This window comes from Micromonospora citrea, assembly GCF_049629545.1.
GTDB classification, from domain to species: domain Bacteria; phylum Actinomycetota; class Actinomycetes; order Mycobacteriales; family Micromonosporaceae; genus Micromonospora; species Micromonospora citrea_A.
In genome coordinates this window covers 137450-152500 of sequence record NZ_JBNADX010000015.1, presented here as the reverse complement: position 1 = coordinate 152500, position 15051 = coordinate 137450, and the positions used below count along the sequence as shown (strand labels likewise).

General features: G+C 70.4%; 15 protein-coding genes, 2 tRNA genes and 1 pseudogene. 3 read left to right on the top strand and 15 right to left on the bottom strand.

The features are described from left to right. Positions 1-432 precede the first annotated feature (432 nt). Positions 433-660 carry a hypothetical protein gene (locus tag ACPFP2_RS17985; protein ID WP_424090318.1) on the top strand — a complete coding sequence of 76 codons (228 nt, stop codon included), beginning with the start codon at positions 433-435 and terminating at the stop codon, positions 658-660. Positions 661-684: 24 nt separating this feature from the next. On the opposite strand, the gene ACPFP2_RS17980 is transcribed toward ACPFP2_RS17985, so the two are convergent. From ACPFP2_RS17980 to ACPFP2_RS17955, 6 genes are all read right to left on the bottom strand, one after another. After that, a complete protein-coding gene (locus ACPFP2_RS17980) occupies positions 685-1482 on the bottom strand; it encodes a carbon-nitrogen hydrolase family protein (protein ID WP_424090317.1) in 798 nt (265 codons plus the stop codon). 194 nt (positions 1483-1676) lie between these two features. Beyond that, positions 1677-2972, bottom strand: a complete 1296-nt coding sequence (gene clpX / locus ACPFP2_RS17975; RefSeq protein ID WP_424090316.1) for an ATP-dependent Clp protease ATP-binding subunit ClpX — start codon at positions 2970-2972, stop codon at positions 1677-1679. Between the two features lie 209 nt (positions 2973-3181). Beyond that, entirely contained in the window at positions 3182-3844 is a 663-nt protein-coding gene (locus tag ACPFP2_RS17970; protein ID WP_091301299.1) for an ATP-dependent Clp protease proteolytic subunit, read from the bottom strand. A 14-nt stretch (positions 3845-3858) separates the two neighbouring features. After that, positions 3859-4500, bottom strand: coding sequence for an ATP-dependent Clp protease proteolytic subunit (locus tag ACPFP2_RS17965; protein ID WP_424090315.1), 642 nt, complete (start codon positions 4498-4500; stop codon positions 3859-3861). Positions 4501-4674: 174 nt separating this feature from the next. Next, positions 4675-6021, bottom strand: coding sequence for a trigger factor (gene tig / locus ACPFP2_RS17960; RefSeq protein ID WP_424090314.1), 1347 nt, complete (start codon positions 6019-6021; stop codon positions 4675-4677). A gap of 140 nt (positions 6022-6161) precedes the next feature. Beyond that, a tRNA-Pro gene (locus ACPFP2_RS17955) sits at positions 6162-6235 on the bottom strand. Positions 6236-6471: 236 nt separating this feature from the next. On the opposite strand from ACPFP2_RS17955, the gene ACPFP2_RS17950 reads away from it, so the two are divergent. Continuing rightward, positions 6472-6545: transfer RNA gene (locus tag ACPFP2_RS17950), tRNA-Gly, on the top strand. Between the two features lie 54 nt (positions 6546-6599). Here the strand turns inward: ACPFP2_RS17950 and ACPFP2_RS17945 are convergent. The 6 genes and pseudogenes from ACPFP2_RS17945 to ACPFP2_RS17920 form a co-directional block, all read right to left on the bottom strand. Continuing rightward, positions 6600-7892 (bottom strand): tyrosine-type recombinase/integrase, encoded by a 1293-nt coding sequence (locus ACPFP2_RS17945; RefSeq protein ID WP_424090313.1) that lies wholly within the window; start codon positions 7890-7892, stop codon positions 6600-6602. After that, positions 7892-8110, bottom strand: a complete 219-nt coding sequence (locus ACPFP2_RS17940) for a helix-turn-helix domain-containing protein (RefSeq protein ID WP_424090312.1) — start codon at positions 8108-8110, stop codon at positions 7892-7894. The genes ACPFP2_RS17945 and ACPFP2_RS17940 overlap by 1 nt, the downstream gene beginning before the upstream one ends. 20 nt (positions 8111-8130) lie before the next feature. Next, positions 8131-9924 (bottom strand): annotated as a pseudogene (locus tag ACPFP2_RS17935) (replication initiator). A gap of 77 nt (positions 9925-10001) precedes the next feature. Then, positions 10002-10559, bottom strand: coding sequence for a DUF2637 domain-containing protein (locus ACPFP2_RS17930; RefSeq protein WP_424090311.1), 558 nt, complete (start codon positions 10557-10559; stop codon positions 10002-10004). Beyond that, positions 10556-11944: an FtsK/SpoIIIE domain-containing protein gene (locus tag ACPFP2_RS17925; protein ID WP_424090310.1), complete on the bottom strand. Its 1389-nt coding sequence runs from the start codon at positions 11942-11944 to the stop codon at positions 10556-10558. The genes ACPFP2_RS17930 and ACPFP2_RS17925 overlap by 4 nt, the downstream gene beginning before the upstream one ends. A 430-nt stretch (positions 11945-12374) precedes the next feature. After that, complete coding sequence (locus tag ACPFP2_RS17920; RefSeq protein WP_424090309.1) at positions 12375-12803, bottom strand: hypothetical protein; 429 nt, start codon at positions 12801-12803, stop codon at positions 12375-12377. 149 nt (positions 12804-12952) lie between these two features. Here ACPFP2_RS17920 and ACPFP2_RS17915 point away from each other — a divergent pair, with 149 nt between their 5' ends. Further along, positions 12953-13432 (top strand): hypothetical protein, encoded by a 480-nt coding sequence (locus ACPFP2_RS17915; protein WP_424090308.1) that lies wholly within the window; start codon positions 12953-12955, stop codon positions 13430-13432. Here the strand turns inward: ACPFP2_RS17915 and ACPFP2_RS17910 are convergent. From ACPFP2_RS17910 to ACPFP2_RS17900, 3 genes are all read right to left on the bottom strand, one after another. Next, complete coding sequence (locus ACPFP2_RS17910; RefSeq protein ID WP_424090307.1) at positions 13417-14142, bottom strand: GntR family transcriptional regulator; 726 nt, start codon at positions 14140-14142, stop codon at positions 13417-13419. The two genes, ACPFP2_RS17915 and ACPFP2_RS17910, sit on opposite strands and share 16 nt — an antisense overlap. 349 nt (positions 14143-14491) lie before the next feature. Continuing rightward, positions 14492-14701, bottom strand: coding sequence for a hypothetical protein (locus ACPFP2_RS17905; RefSeq protein ID WP_424090306.1), 210 nt, complete (start codon positions 14699-14701; stop codon positions 14492-14494). 22 nt (positions 14702-14723) lie between these two features. After that, positions 14724-14981, bottom strand: coding sequence for a hypothetical protein (locus ACPFP2_RS17900; protein WP_424090305.1), 258 nt, complete (start codon positions 14979-14981; stop codon positions 14724-14726). Between the last annotated feature and the right edge of the window lie 70 nt (positions 14982-15051).

Sequence of the window (15051 nt, the reverse complement as noted above, 5' to 3'; positions counted from 1 at the left end):
CTTTCGCTGTCAACCTCGTATCCGAGGAGACCAGCTTGGTTCGGTCCGTTCCACGCTGACGCACGCCGTATCCGGCGGTCGTTTCTGTCGTGGGAAGCGGCAGACCGGCCGATCGCCGCTTCGCGGCCACCCGCCCGGCTCCCTGCCGGCTTTCGCACTCTACCCGGTCGGTTTCGCGATCGCAACCCCGTCTTCCGGAGTGTCTCGCACCGCCCGATCCTCAGCCCCGCTCGGCGTCTCCGCCACGAGCCTGGTGCCCGCTCTCCGCCGGTTTGTCCGGCCTCCCGCGTGCAGAGAGAAAGTTACGCGGACCGCCCTCAGAAGGCAAATCAATGATCGTCATTGCGATGTCGTCGGGCTCCTCCACCCGGACCGCGTGTCCCACCGCGATGGGCGGGCCGGCGGAGCCGGCGGCGTGCCAGAGTGGCTGCCATGGATGACGTGTCGCGGTCCCCTGCGGTCCCCCTCGCCGAAGAGGCGCTGCTCGGACTGCTGCTGCCCTTCTGGCAGCTGGTGATCGGCGCCGTCGTGCTCGTCGTCGTCCTGTTGTCGCTGGCGCGGCTGGCGCGGCGCGGGCGGTCGCGGATGGGCACCGCCCTGCTGGTGACCGCCGCCGCAATCGTCGGACTCACCGTGCTCGGCGTGCTCTTCCAGGACTAGGGCGTACGTCGAAGACCCTGGCAGCTACAGCTGGCGGTTGGCGAGGCTGGGCAGCTCCGCACGGATGGCGCGCAGCCGATCGAGGTCCAGGTCGACGACGGTCAGCCCGAGGCCGTCCGGCACCTGGCCGAGCACCGTCCCCCAGGGGTCGACCACCATGCTGCGCCCGAAGCAGGTCCGGCCCGGGTCGTGGTCGCCGGTCTGTCCGGCGGCGGCCACGAAGCACTGGTTCTCGATCGCCCGGGCCCGCAGCAGCACCTCCCAGTGGTCCCGACCGGTGTGCATCATGAACGCCGCCGGCACGACGAGCAGGTGGGCTCCCCCGTCACCGGCGAGTTGCCGGTAGAGCTCGGGAAAGCGCAGGTCGTAGCAGATCGACAGGCCGACCCGCAGCCCTTCGACGTCGACGACCACCGGCTGGTCGCCCGGCGCGACGGTCGCCGACTCCAGGTAGGACACCCGGCCGGGGATCTCCACGTCGTACAGATGGATCTTTCGGTAGCTGGCGGCGAGGGCGCCGGAGCGGTCGAAGACCAGCGACGTGTTCCAGGTGTGCTCGGGATCCGGGCCGGCCTCGTGGAAGGAGCCGGCGACGACCCAGATGCCGAGCCGAGCCGCGACGGCCCCGAAGAACGTCCCCACCGTGCCGTCCACCGGCTCCGGCGCCGGCATGCCCGCGGCGTGGCCGAGGTAGTCGACGTACTCGGGAAGGACCGCGAGATCGGCGCCGGCCGCCGCAGCCCTGACCAGCAGGGCCTCCGCAGCGGCCAGGTTGGCCGCGCGGTCGTCGCGGGCGTTGAGCTGGCAGACGGCGACGCGCATGGAGATCAGCGTACGACCGGAGCCGGGCCGGCGACAGCGTCAGACAGAAACACCGCCGGTGGAGACCGGCGGCAGCACGATGGGGGCACCGCACGGGTCGTGCCGGAGGCCGACCACCGTGCTCCCGGACGGACGGGAGCACGGCCCCATGTGGTGGCCGTGCTCCCGTCGTCAGTGCGTGCGGCGGTGGCCGGTCAGGCCGACTTCTCCTCGCGGTCCCGGCGGGCCCGGCGACCGGTGAACTCGCGCGGGACGATCGTCGGGTTGACGTTCTCCAGGACCACCTCGCGGGTGATCAGCACGCGGGCGGCGTCCGGGTTGCTGGGCACCTCGTACATCACGGAGAGGAGGACCTCCTCCATGATGGCGCGCAGGCCACGGGCACCGGTGCCGCGCAGCATCGCCTGGTCGGCGATCGCCTCCAGCGCCGGCGGCTCGAACTCCAGCTCCACCCCGTCGAGCTCGAAGAGGCGCTGGTACTGCCGGACCAGCGCGTTGCGGGGCTCGGTGAGGATGCGCACCAGGGCGCTGCGGTCCAGGCTGCGCACGTTGGTGATCACGGGCAGCCGGCCGATGAACTCGGGGATCAGCCCGAACTTGAGCATGTCCTCCGGCATGACCTGGCTGAAGATGTCGTCGGTCGACCGTTCGGAGACCGACCGCAGCCGGGCGCCGAAACCGGTGCCGCCGTGACCGGTGCGGGCTTCGATGATCTGGTCGAGGCCGGCGAAGGCGCCACCGCAGATGAACAGCACGTTGGTGGTGTCGATCTGGATGAACTCCTGGTGCGGGTGCTTGCGCCCGCCCTGCGGCGGCACGTTGGCCACCGTGCCCTCGAGCATCTTCAGCAGCGCCTGCTGCACGCCCTCGCCGGAGACGTCCCGGGTGATCGACGGGTTCTCCGACTTACGGGCGATCTTGTCGACCTCGTCGATGTAGATGATGCCGGTCTCGGCGCGCTTGATGTCGTAGTCCGCAGCCTGGATCAGCTTGAGGAGGATGTTCTCCACGTCCTCGCCGACGTACCCGGCCTCGGTCAGGGCGGTGGCGTCGGCGATCGCGAACGGGACGTTCAGCATCCGGGCCAGGGTCTGCGCCAGGTGGGTCTTGCCGCACCCGGTCGGGCCGAGCAGCAGGATGTTGGACTTGGCCAGCTCGACGCCGTCGTTGCCGGCGCCCGGGGCGCCGGCCGCCTCGGCCTGGATCCGCTTGTAGTGGTTGTAGACCGCGACGGCGAGCGCCTTCTTGGCCTGCTCCTGCCCGACGACGTAGTTGTCGAGGAACTGGCAGATCTCCATCGGCTTGGGAAGCTCTTCCCACTTCACCTCGCCGGACTCGGCCAGCTCCTCCTCGATGATCTCGTTGCAGAGATCGATGCACTCGTCGCAGATGTAGACCCCTGGGCCCGCGATGAGCTTCTTGACCTGCTTCTGGGACTTGCCACAGAAGGAGCACTTCAGTAGGTCGCCGCCGTCACCGATCCGTGCCACCTACGTTCTCCCTGCACTCGTCGGCCGGAACCCGGCCCTGACCTGCGGGCGCCGGGCGCCCGTCCGTCTGAATCCCTGCCGCCGGTCCGACCGGCACAGCGGTACGGACCCGACGTTACCCGCTGGCGGAGGTTTCTCCGACCCCCAAAACGGGTGTGTCAGAGGTCGGCCGGGAACGACGCGCCGACCGACCTCCGACCCGGTCTGGCTCAGCTCGCGGCGTTGGCCGCGAGCAGGCCCTTCTTGCGGCTGGTCAGGATCGTGTCGACCAGCCCGTACTCCTTGGCCTCCTCGGCCGTCATGATCTTGTCCCGGTCGATGTCCTTGCGGACCTTCTCGATCGGACGGTTGCAGTGCCGGGAGAGCATGTCCTCCAGCTGGGTCCGCATCCGCAGGATCTCCCGGGCCTGGATCTCGATGTCCGAGCCCTGGCCGTAACCGCCCTCGGTGGCCGGCTGGTGGATGATGATCCGCGAGTTCGGCAGCGCCATCCGCTTGCCCGGGGTGCCGGCCGCGAGCAGCACGGCCGCCGCGCTCGCCGCCTGGCCCAGGCAGACGGTGGAGATGTCCGGCCGGACGTACTGCATGGTGTCGTAGATCGCCGTCATGGCGGTGAACGAACCACCCGGCGAGTTGATGTACATGATGATGTCGCGGTCCGGGTCGGTGCCCTCGAGCGTCAGCAGCTGCGCCATCACGTCGTTGGCGGACGCGTCGTCCACCTGGACGCCGAGGAAGATGATCCGGTCCTCGAAGAGCTTGTTGTACGGGTTGGACTCCTTGACCCCGTACGACGTGCGCTCCACGAACGACGGGAGGACGTAGCGGTTGTGCACGGCCGCGAACTGGGGCGGCAGGCTCAGGTCGGTCATCGTCAGCTCCTCGGTCAGCTCAGGGTCCCGGCGCCTTCCGGAACCTGCGCGGCTCCGGTGATCACCTTGTCGATGAAGCCGTAGTCCATGGCCTCCTTGGCGGTGAACCAACGGTCACGGTCCGAGTCCGCCTCGATCTGGGCCTGGGCCTGGCCGGTGTGGAACGCGACCCGCTCCTGGAACATCCGCTTCGTGTAGAGCATCTGCTCGGCCTGGATCGCGATGTCCGAGGCGGTGCCGCCCATGCCGCCGGACGGCTGGTGCATCATGATCCGCGCGTGCGGCAGGGCGTACCGCTTGCCCTTGGTGCCCGCGCAGAGCAGCAGCTGGCCCATCGAGGCCGCCATGCCCATCGCCACGGTCGACACGTCGTTGTCGATGTACTGCATGGTGTCGTAGATCGCCATGCCGGAGTAGACCGAGCCACCCGGCGAGTTGATCCAGAGGAAGATGTCCCGGTCCGGGTCCTCCGCCGCGAGCAGCAGCAGCTGCGCGCAGATGCGGTTGGCCACCTGGTCGTTCACCTCGCTGCCCAGGAAGATGATGCGCTCCTTGAGCAACCGGTTGTAGACCGAGTCGTCGAGGTTGCCAATTGAGTCGCCACCGCGGGCTTCGATCGCCCGGAGCGGCTTCGCTGGGATGTGCATGTCGGTCATGGCAGCCCTTCGCTCTCCGTACCGTCGTACCCGACACTAACCGCTCAGCCGGGTGATCGACTCCCGGTCGGGACAGTGTTCGCTATCAGCGCAGCTGTCCCCTCCGACGTACCCGGAAAAGGGTTTCGGCCGCCGTCCACCGCAACGGGCGGACGGCGGCCGACCAGGGACGGGTCAGTGCTCGTGGTCGTGCGCCTGCTCGCTCTCGGCGCGCAGCGCGTCGAGGGTGACCTCGTTGCCGGCACTGTCCTTGATCTTGATCTTCTCCATCACGGCGGCGAGGGCCTTGCCGCGGCGGACGTCACCGAAGACGGCGCCGGCGGCGCCGGAGCGCACCAGCTGGTCGTAGTACTGCTGCGGGGCCATGCCGGCGCGCTGCGCCCGGTGGACGATCTCGTGGCCGAACTCGTCGTCGGAGACCTGGATGTCCTCGGCGTCGGCCAGCGTGTCCAGCAGGAGCTGGATCTTGACGCCCTCGGTCGCCGCCTCGTTCAGCTCGGCGTCGATCTGCTCCTCGGTCTTCTCCTCGGCGGCGAGGTACTCCTCCAGGGAGGCGCCGATCCGCTCGAGCTGGTCGATCATGGCGGCCTTGCGGCTCTCGACCTCCTCGCGGACGACACCCTCCGGCGCCGGCACCTCGGCCGCGGCGACCAACTGCTCGAGGGCCTTGTCCCGGGCGGCGTAGATCTGCTCGACCCGCTTGCCCCGGCTGACCCGCTCGCGCACGTCGGCGCGGAGCTCCTCGATGGTGTCGAACTCACTCGCCATCTGGGCGAAGTCGTCGTTCAGCTCCGGCAGCTCCTTCTCCTTGACCGTGCGGACGGTCACCGCCACCTCGGCGTCACGGCCGGCGAAGTCGCCGCCCACGAGCTGGGTGGTGAAGGTGGTGCTCTCCCCGGCGGCGAGACCGACCAGCGCCTCGTCCAGCCCCGGCAGGAGCTGCTTGCTGCCGACCTCGTGCGAGATGTTGCTCGCCTGGCCGCCCGGCACGTCCTCGCCGTCGACGGTGGCGTTCAGGTCGATCTGGACGTAGTCGCCCTCCTGGGCGGCCCGCTCGACGGTCTTGAGCGTGGCGAACCGCTCGCGCAGGCCCTTGACCTGCTCGTCGATCTCGCTGTCGTCGATCTGCAGCTCGTCGACGGTCACCTCGACGGTGGCCGGGTCCGGCAGGGTGATCTCCGGACGCACGTCGACCTCGGCGGTGAAGTTGAGCGAGTCACCGTCGTTGAACTCGGTGATCTCGACCTCCGGGCGACCGAGGGTCTTCAGGTCGTGCTCCCGGACCGCGGCGAGGATGGTCTGCGGGATGGCCTCCTGCACCGCCTCGTTGAGGACGGTGCCCCGGCCCACCCGCTGGTCGATGACGGCGGCCGGCACCTTGCCCCGGCGGAAGCCGGGAACCTGGACCTGCTGGCCGATCTCCCGGTACGCCTTCTTGAGGCTCGGCTCGAGCTCGACGAACGGCACCTCGATGGCGAGCCGCACGCGCGTCGGGCTCAGAGTCTCGACGGTGCTCTTCACAGGCGTACTCCTTGACGGATCTCAGTTGAGTCTGGGCGTGATTCAGCCCATCGAGTGTAGGCGAGCCGGCCGGCCGCTCCGGCAGCGCCCGGGGCAACCGCGCAAACAGCGATGCCCCGGCGCCCGGCCGCGGACGACAGTCGGGGTGGCGGGATTTGAACCCACGGCCCCTCGCTCCCAAAGCGAGTGCGCTACCAAGCTGCGCCACACCCCGTGGCGACCAGAAGTGTATGCCTTGGGGACCGGTGCGAGGTGCCGGGGCGGGCCCCAACGCGCCGAACCGGCAGCAACCGGGCGCCTGTCGCGTCGGGGGCCGGCAGGGTCCTGGTGTCTTGCGGCCGGGCCGGCGCGGGTCGTGCGGGCATGGCCGGCGCGTGGGACATGCCTTTTGCGCACCGGGTGGGCGGACCGGGTAGGCTGTCGGCGCGTCCCGGCGGTGTCGGGGCGTATGCGGGCGTAGCTCAATGGCAGAGCTTCAGTCTTCCAAACTGACGGTGCGGGTTCGATTCCCGTCGCCCGCTCCACGAACTCCGGCCCAGGCCAGCGGCGCTCCCGCCGAGCCCTGGGCCGTTCTCGTTTCAGCTCTTCTTGATCTTGCGTGCCATTGGCGTGCCAGTAGCGCCGCCCGTGCCGTCCGAGGCGGGTTCGCGTGCCGGTCGCTTCAGCTTCGTGCCGTTGGTCGCCCTGCGCGCCGCCGGCTGCTCCTTGGTCGCCTTGCCCTTGGTCTTGCTCGCCTTGGCCGGCGCCGCCGCGCGCTTCGCCTGCTTGACGATCCGGCGGTCCATGGCGTCGGCTATTTCCCGGTCCCGCTCGCTGTTGGCGTGCTGGTAGATCAGGGCCGCCCGCATGCTGGCGTGACCCATTCGGTGCATCAGGTCCCGGGTGCTGGCCCCAGTCGCCGCCGCCAGGTTGTTGCCGGTGTGTCGCAGGTCGTGGAAGTGGAACCCCTCCGGCATGCCAGCCGCCCGCAGTGCCGCCGCCCAGCCGACCGCGCGACGGAAGTTGCCGGAACGCAGCACCGCCCCCTTGTCCCCCGTGAAGACCAGCGCCTCCGACTCCTCCCCCACGTACTCGGCCAGGTGCTCGGCGAGCGCCGTCCGGGCCGCCGACGGCAGGGTCACGGTGCGGTTGCTCGCCACCGACTTGGGCGGGCCGAACTCCATCCGGCTGCGTAGCGCCGCCAGCTTGCGCGGGACGCGGACCGTACCGGCCGCAAGGTCAACGTCCGAGCGCCGCAGCGCGGCCAGCTCGCCCCAGCGGAGCCCGGAGAAGGCGGCGACGATCACCAGCGCGCCGAACCGGGGCGGCATCCGCTCGGCGAGCGCGAGCACTTGGGCGACGGTCGCCACCGGCCGCTCCGGCGTGTGATAGCGGTCATAGCCCGGGATGCGGCACGGGTTCTGCCGGATCAGCTCGTCCTCCTTGACGGCGGTGTTGAGGATCGCCCGAAGGAGTGAGTACGCCTTGACCGCCTGCGGCTCCGTCGTGCCACCGTCGAGCAGGTTCCTGCGCCAGGTGCGGATGGTTTGCGGCTTGATCGCGCCCAAGGCGAGCGCGCCGAGGTGCGGACGGATGTGCAGCCGGAACAGGTCCTCGTAGTTCTCCCGGGTGCGCGGCTGGAGCTTCCGTTCGGCGATCCACTTCCGGCCGTACGCGTCGAGCTTGATCTCTCCCGCCTCCGGGGCCGTCCACTCCCCCTTGATGATCTCGGACTCCACCACGGTCAGCCACTTGGCCGCCTGGCGCTCGGTTTCGAAGGTGTGCGGCGCCTTTCGCTCCAACCCGTCAGGGCCGACGTACCGCGCCTGGAACCGCCCGGAGGGGAGCCGCCGGATGTTGCCGAAACGCCGCCGGCCCTTGCTGGCCGCCATCAGGCCACCTCCCCCAGGTAGTCGCGCAAGTGCGCCCGAGTCATCGGCACGACCCGGTTGCTGTCGATGTAGGCGGCCACGGCCGACGCCTCGAAGCGCACCAGGCGGCCGACCTTGACGAATGCGATCCGTCGTTCGGCGACCAGCCGGCGGACGAATCGCGGGGTTGCCTTGAGGCGAGCGGCGACCTCGTCAGCGGTCAACAGCTCGTCATGCATGCGGTTGCTCCTCCCGGGGTTCAGGCCGCGAGCGCGGCGGGTTGATCGGTTGCTGAAACGGCGGCGGCTGTTCGTAGCCGTGCGGTGTCGAGGTCAGAGCGCCAGCGGATGCGGGCGGATATCGCGCGCAGGAGTCGGTGTTCCAGCGGTGGCACGTCGGGGTCTTCGGGTCGGGCAAGTTCGAACCGGTACCGCTTCGCCCCATCTGCCTCGTCGGCCGCCTGGTCGTGCTCCTCGGTGTCGGCCATGCCCCCGGCGAGGATGGCCCGCACCCGGGCCCGGTTGTCCGCCCGGTGGTCGGCGAGGGTCTTGCCGGACCACTGCCGGGAGACGAGCACGCGGCGGCCGGTGAAGCCGAGGGTGGAGCGCTGGTGGACCTTCCCGGTGCACCGGCCGGGGGTCAAGCCAGCCTTGACCCCATCGGGCTGGACGCCGTAGAGCAGCCAGTTGGCGCACGTCGGCGAGCACGGCAGCACCGACAGCTCCGCGTGCAGCCGGTCGAAGTGCGCCTTCTGGGCGTCCGAGCGCGGCTTGGCCTGGTCGGTCAGATCCTTGGTGACGTACTTCGTCACGTAGCGGATCGACCGCTCCGCGTCCTTCGTGCCCTGCTCGATGCCCCGGGCGTCGATCCGCCCGAGCCGGGCCACGTAGGCGGGGCGGCTGTCGGGTTCCTCCAGAACGTCGAGGGCTTCACCCCAGGTGGGCAGCGGCTCGCGCGTCTTCGGGTCGACGTAAGCCTGCTGGTCGAGGTCCCAGACCGGCGGCTTGTCGACCGTGTAAACCAGCTCATCGAAGGACGGCCACCACACCTGGTGATACGTGGCCGCCGCGACCTGCTTGAGCAGCCGACGCGGAAGCGTGCCCCGGATGGCGAAGTGCGCGTGCGGAGTGAGCCGCCGTTGCAGCTCGACGGCACCCGCGTACTAAACGTTCCAGCCGGCGGCCCGGCGGACGTTCTGCCACCACCGGTCGAGGACCCGTGCGAAGTGGATCGCATCCAGGGCCGCGCGCCGGTAGTTGTAGCTGGCAGGGTCGACCGGGGTGCCGAGCACGTCATCGTGGGGGCCGTGCCGCTGGCCGCACTCGCACGGGGCGATGTAGGCGCCACGCCGGAGGTGGGAGTGCACCGGCCCGTGCGAGCCGAGGGTGAGGGTGATGAGCATCGACGGCCGGTGGGTCTTGCCCGTCTTGCCGGAGTAGGCGCGGCCGACGGTGCGTGGGTCGACGGGCAGCCGGGGCAGGTCCGGTGAGTCCTGCCGCCGCCGGGTGGACCGCTTGCGCCGGGGCCGCTCGTCGCGCTCTTTGGGGGTGAGGTGGCCGCGCAGGCTGGTTTCGGCGAGTGCTTCGTCCAGCTCGACTATCGCGGCGTCGATCTCGGTCAGGTGGGCGGCCCGCTCGTCCGGGGTCATCGGCTGGTACTGCACGGCTTCGCGTTCGAACTCCAGGTGCGCCCGCACCCGCACGAGTGCGAGCACGTCTTCACCGGGCTTGTCGGGGCGGACGGCGGGTTCGTCGGCCAGGTGCCAGCCTTCGCGGATCTGCTGGATACGCAGCCGGCGGCCCCGCTCGGCGCATGGCTTGCACTTGACGGCGAGGGTCGCCCCGCAGGGGACCTCGACGACCTCGGTGAGGCCGGTGGCGGTGTCGGTGCGGCGCAGGGCGAGGGGGCGGACGCAGACGCCGTGCTGCTCGGCGAGCTGCTTCAGCGCGTCCTTGGCCAGAGGCTTGCGCATCCGGTCCGCCCGCGACCCCGGCCGAGGCCGCTCGACACCGTCACCGGCCGGGGTCGCGGGGATGAGTGGCAGTTGGCTCACCGGTCACCCGCCAAGGGCTGCGGCGTGCCGTTGCGTGCCGGGAACGCCGCCGCCGGCACGGGCACCAGCCCCGGCCGCTAGACCGGCACCGCCGGCGGCACCGTCTGCGGGACCTGTTCGGCGATCACCACCGGGCGCTCGTCGACGCCTTGGACAGCGGCGGGCGCGTGATCCTCCACCGGGTCGTAGCCGGGCGGCACCTCACCCCAGCCGCTGGCGTCGGCCGACTTGTCGACGGGCACCGCAGCGGCGGGGGTGGCGGAGAAGACGAGCTTGGACAGGCCGAGGAATGCCAGGGCGGGGACGGCGGACAGCAGCCAGCCGGACAGGCTCGGCTTCGCCACCGCGATCTGGGCCGCCAGGGACAGGGCGACGGCGCAGACGAGTAGGAACAGCGGGTAGCCGACCGGGCCGCCGGTGCGGCGGCGTCGGCGGATGGTCAGCAGCGCCGCGAGGGGCAGCAGTTCGGAGATGGCGGCATTGGCCCAGCCGAACCAGTCGCCCGTACCGGTGGGGGAGTTGGCCATGGTCCAGTCGTGCACGTGGGTGAACGACGCCGCCCCGGCCAGCCCGCCCACCGTCAGGACGATGAGCACCAGGACCACGCCCTCCAGACGTTCGGTGTCAGCCTTCACTGGGTCACCTCCTGGCCCTCGTTGTCGGTGTCGTCGCAGAGCCGGCGGTACTCGCGGCCGAGCTGGCGGATGTCGTCGTCGGTGAGGTAGGCGAAGCGGACCCGGACCGGTTCGCGTACGCCGTCGAGCACGACGAACCCGACGCCGGGCGCCGATTCGGGGATGCGGTCGCAGAAGGCGCCCCGGTCGCGGGCGGCGTCGCCGAGGACCATGTCCACCTGCTCCGGCTCGGTCAGCCGCAGCCCGATGCGGGTCGGGAACAGGTCCCTAAACGGCAGCACGTCCTTACGCGGATCCTGGAGTGCGGCGACCACGTGCACGCCGACCGCGCGGCCCTGCGACAGCAGCAGCCCGAGGGATTCCTTGATCCGGTCGCGGACCTTCCGATCGGTGATGTACGCGGTCAGCGCGGCCAACTCGTCGACCACCAGGACGATCAGCGGCTCCTCCGGCGTCGGCACATGCTGACGGGTCACCCCACGCAGCCGCGCTGCCCGCAGTCGCATGCGCTTCACGGCCTCTTCCAGCACGCCGGCCATGCCGTCGGGGTCGTCGTAGGCGAACCGGGCGAACAGCGGCACCCCGGCCGCCAACTCCATCCCGCCCTTCGGGTCGAACGCCCACAGCTCCACCAGCCCCGACCGGATACCGCCGGCCAGGGACCGGATCAGCGACCACAGCACCGAGCCCTTGCCCGACCCCGTCGCCCCCGCGATCAGCACGTGCGAGCCGGCAAGCCGCAGCCGGTAGGGCTGCCCGTCCTCACCGACGCCGAGGGCGAGCCCGTCCAGGTCCGGCGCCTCGGGCACCGGCAGCGGCGCCACGACACCGGCGAGGGGGTCACGGCGGACGAACCGCAGCACCACCCGATCCGGTCGGGCCGCCGAGCGGGCCTGCCCGGTACGGAGACGGAAGGCGTAGGCGAGGCGTTCCGCGGCCTGCCCCCAGTCGTCGGGGATCTGCCCCGGCAACATCCGCACCGTCACCTCATCGCCGTAACGGTCGCAGCGCACCCGCAGCAGCTGCGGCACGTACCGGTCACCGGCGAATGCCGTCGCCAGGCCACACGTCGCCATGACCGACGCCCACCGCCGCCGATACACCACCAGGGCACGGACCCGGCTGACGAGCGGGTACCAGCCGAACCGCAACCACGACCCCGGATGCCACCGCCACCAGGCGGCACAGCCGGTGACGAGGGTGAGGACGACGCCGGCCAGGACCAGGCCGCCGAACTCGGCGTGCACCCACAGGGCGAGGACGGCCGGGGCGGTGAGCCACCAGTACCGCACCGCCAGGACGGTCAGCCGGAACAGGCCCCGGGCCAGCCACCAGAACACCAGCAGCCAGCCCGGGACCCGCCACGCGGGAAGACGCACGTTCATCGGCGCTACGGGGATCTTCTCCCCAGGGACGATGTTGATCAGAGGCACAGGTCACCGCCCCGATCCGGACGGGCCAGGGTCGAGATGCACGAGCGGCAGGACATCCGCCGCAGATCGAACCGGCGCGGCTTCACCCACCGGCAGCAGTGCGGACAGCGGATCGCACACACCCGGGCCGAAGCCGGCGACAGCCGCAGCGCCGACCGGAGCGCGGCCTCCACCTCCCGGTAGGCGTGCCGTAGGCCGACCAAGCGAGTACGGGACATCAGGACCACCGCCCCGACAAGCAGCGGCCCTGCAAGGGGATCAGAGCAGGGGGAACTACGGTGGGCATCACGCCCTCCTTCACACATGAGGGATGGGAGAGCGCGGGACGGGCCGGGACTCTTGGCGGGGAAACGACCCGCCCCGCGCGCCAAACGACAACCGGTCAGGCCGCCACCGAACCCGGCATGGCCGACGCCGGCCGGATCGCCGTAGCCCGCAGCGAGTACGCCATCCGCGAGCGGCAGTCACCCGACGAGCGACCCGGCTTGCACCGCTGCGAATCCACATACGGCGCCAAGGTCAGGCCCTCGAACTCCACCGCCGGCGGGTAACCCGGCACCGTCGACGGCGGCGGCACCGGCTGCTGCGCCGCGACCACCTTGACCTTCACCTCGGTCGACCGGCCGAACTTCCCCGCCTCCGGGTCCAGGTCCATCACCCGCACCACCCAGACCCGCTCCCCGGACTCCTTGTCCCGCGCCTGGTTGTCCGCCTCACCACGCCGCTCAAAGTCGATCTGCGGCGACACCCCGAGGCACAAAGCCCCGGCGGGAAAGACGTACTCGGACGGGACCGGCACCTTCAACGTCATCGGAACCACTTACGCAGCCTCCTAGCCTTACCAGCCGTCTTCCTGACAACCGGTTGAGCTAACAAGCTACGTCAGCTTGTAAACACAAGCAAGGCTGAATGCGAGCCCGCTGCACAATGTGGAGAGTTGAGCGGCAAAGGAGGTGGAGGGTGGACATCGAGGCGCTGCTACCCCGCCCCCGCAGCCCACGCGACTACTTGGCTCTCGCAACCGACCCACGGGTCGACGTCGACGGCTTACAGGCCCTCGCCGGCAACCCGTACTCCTTCGTGCGACTGGCAGTCGCATCGAACGTCCGTACCGACGCAGCCACCCTGACGGGGCTGCTGGCGGGCGAGTTCTCCCGGTGGGAGCGGAATCACCTGCTCCGGGTTGTCGCTGGACATCCGCAGGCAGACCGTGCCGTCCTGCTCGACGTCCTGAACGAGGTCGCATCCCTCCTTGCCCAGCGCGACGCCCGGCCCTACGCCGCTGCGATCACCCTGGCCGGGCGCCCCGAGTTGACGCCGGACGAGGTTCGCCGGCTACGCCGTCTCCCCGGCGCGTCGAGGCGCTTGCGTCGAGGAGTGGAACAGGCCATCGCGAATCGAGGCCGGCCCGTGGGTGCTGCCACTCACGACAGCGCGTAGGTGTCCTCGATCTCGTGGCGGCTGCCGGGCATGACCAGGACCGAGGTCATGATGGGGTCGCCGGACGCCTGGTGCACGGTGATGACGACGCTCATCACCGACTCGTCGGCCGGTACGTCCAACGCCTCTGCCTCGACCTCGCTGACCCGGCGGGCGGTCATTCGCTCGGTGGCGTAGTCGGCCCGTAGGCCCTTGTGGCGGGCGATGAGGTCGAGCAGGCCGCCCGGGATCGGGTCCGGCTTCGTGATGTCGGTACCGGCTGCGATGTCCACCGGTACGAACGTGGCCACCAGGTCCACCGGCCCCGTCTCGGAGATGGTCCGGCGGCGCCGCTCGTAGACCGGTGTGCCCTCCGGGATCTGCAACTCCGCTGCGATACGCGGTGAGGCGAGCACCGGGCCGACGTGCAGGATCTCCGTCTCGCCGGTCTCGTCCAGCTCCACCGCGTCCCGGGCGTACTCGGGTGAGGTGCGGCCGGAGGCGGGTCGGCCGCGTACGAAGCTGCCCTTGCCCTGTTGCGACTCGATCCAGCCGTCCTGCTTGAGGATGCCGAGCGCCTTGAGCACCGTCGGGCGGGAGACCCCGAACTCCGTGCAGAGTTGGTTCTCCGAGGGCAGTGCCGCACCGGGTGCGTAGTCGCCGTCCTCGATGCGCTTCCGCAGCGTGTTCAACACGCGCAGGTATTTCGGCGTCGGAATCTCGTACGCCATCGCGGGCCACCCCACCTATGAAACGCTGCATGAATCTCAGCAGCTTATGAGTTGTTTGCATGACAGAACAAGTCAGCTCAGCCGTTCGGCGTCGGATGCTCCACCGCTGCGGCCAACCACCCTGACCAGGACGACGGCGCTCCCACCGACTCCGGCCGGGACGCGCCCGGCCATCGACGCGGCAGGCAGCCGTACCGGCCGAACACCCGCAACGCTGCCTGACGCTCGGCACACTGGCCCTCCCCACCGCAGGCGGCGCAACGCCCGTCCGCGCTCGACGGTGTGTGCTGGTCGAGGTGCGCCTGTGCCGCGCGGAGCTGGTCGCGCACGGCACTGGACAGGTAAGTGCTCACCGAGTCGCCTCATCGGCCGGGAGCTTGCTTGCGCGCACCAGGATCCGCGTCTGCGGACCCCGGCGGCCGGACGGACCGAGCCTGATCCCCTCGACCCAGATCCATTCGTCCGCAGGTTGGTGGGCCACCAGCCGAACCCCGGTCACCCACAACGTCACCGGTCCGTCCGACGGCAGGAGACGGTCGGCTGCGTCGATCTTCAGCACCGCACCGAGTCGTATCCGAACGTCAAACACCGCGTCTCCTCATCACCGGCGCCACGTTGCGAGGCGGCGCGCTCTCGGTCGTGCGTCGCTGGATCTGAAGGCCGGCGATCTGTACGAAGACCTCTCGCCGCGCCAACGCCTTACCGGTGGCCGGGTCGATGGAGTAGCCGGTGAGCCACACCCAGCCGTGGTACGTCGGCTTGTCGCAGATTGAGGTGACCCGCAGCCACAACGCTCGGTCGCCGCCGAACTGCACCGACGCCCGGCCGTCGATCAGCACCAGATCACCCACGGCCGGGACACCCGGCCGACGTGGCGCCGGTGTGCGAAGCGCCGAGGCGGGCGGGCCA

Bases quoted from the DNA above. Each gene is read 5' to 3' on its own strand.
- ACPFP2_RS17985 (WP_424090318.1), top strand. From the start codon at position 433: ATGGATGACGTGTCGCGGTCCCCTGCGGTCCCCCTCGCCGAAGAGGCG.
- ACPFP2_RS17980 (WP_424090317.1), bottom strand. From the start codon at position 1,482: ATGCGCGTCGCCGTCTGCCAGCTCAACGCCCGCGACGACCGCGCGGCC.
- ACPFP2_RS17970 (WP_091301299.1), bottom strand. From the start codon at position 3,844: ATGACCGACCTGAGCCTGCCGCCCCAGTTCGCGGCCGTGCACAACCGC.
- ACPFP2_RS17965 (WP_424090315.1), bottom strand. From the start codon at position 4,500: ATGACCGACATGCACATCCCAGCGAAGCCGCTCCGGGCGATCGAAGCC.
- ACPFP2_RS17945 (WP_424090313.1), bottom strand. From the start codon at position 7,892: ATGGCGGCCAGCAAGGGCCGGCGGCGTTTCGGCAACATCCGGCGGCTC.
- ACPFP2_RS17940 (WP_424090312.1), bottom strand. From the start codon at position 8,110: ATGCATGACGAGCTGTTGACCGCTGACGAGGTCGCCGCTCGCCTCAAG.
- ACPFP2_RS17925 (WP_424090310.1), bottom strand. From the start codon at position 11,944: ATGAACGTGCGTCTTCCCGCGTGGCGGGTCCCGGGCTGGCTGCTGGTG.
- ACPFP2_RS17920 (WP_424090309.1), bottom strand. From the start codon at position 12,803: ATGACGTTGAAGGTGCCGGTCCCGTCCGAGTACGTCTTTCCCGCCGGG.
- ACPFP2_RS17910 (WP_424090307.1), bottom strand. From the start codon at position 14,142: ATGGCGTACGAGATTCCGACGCCGAAATACCTGCGCGTGTTGAACACG.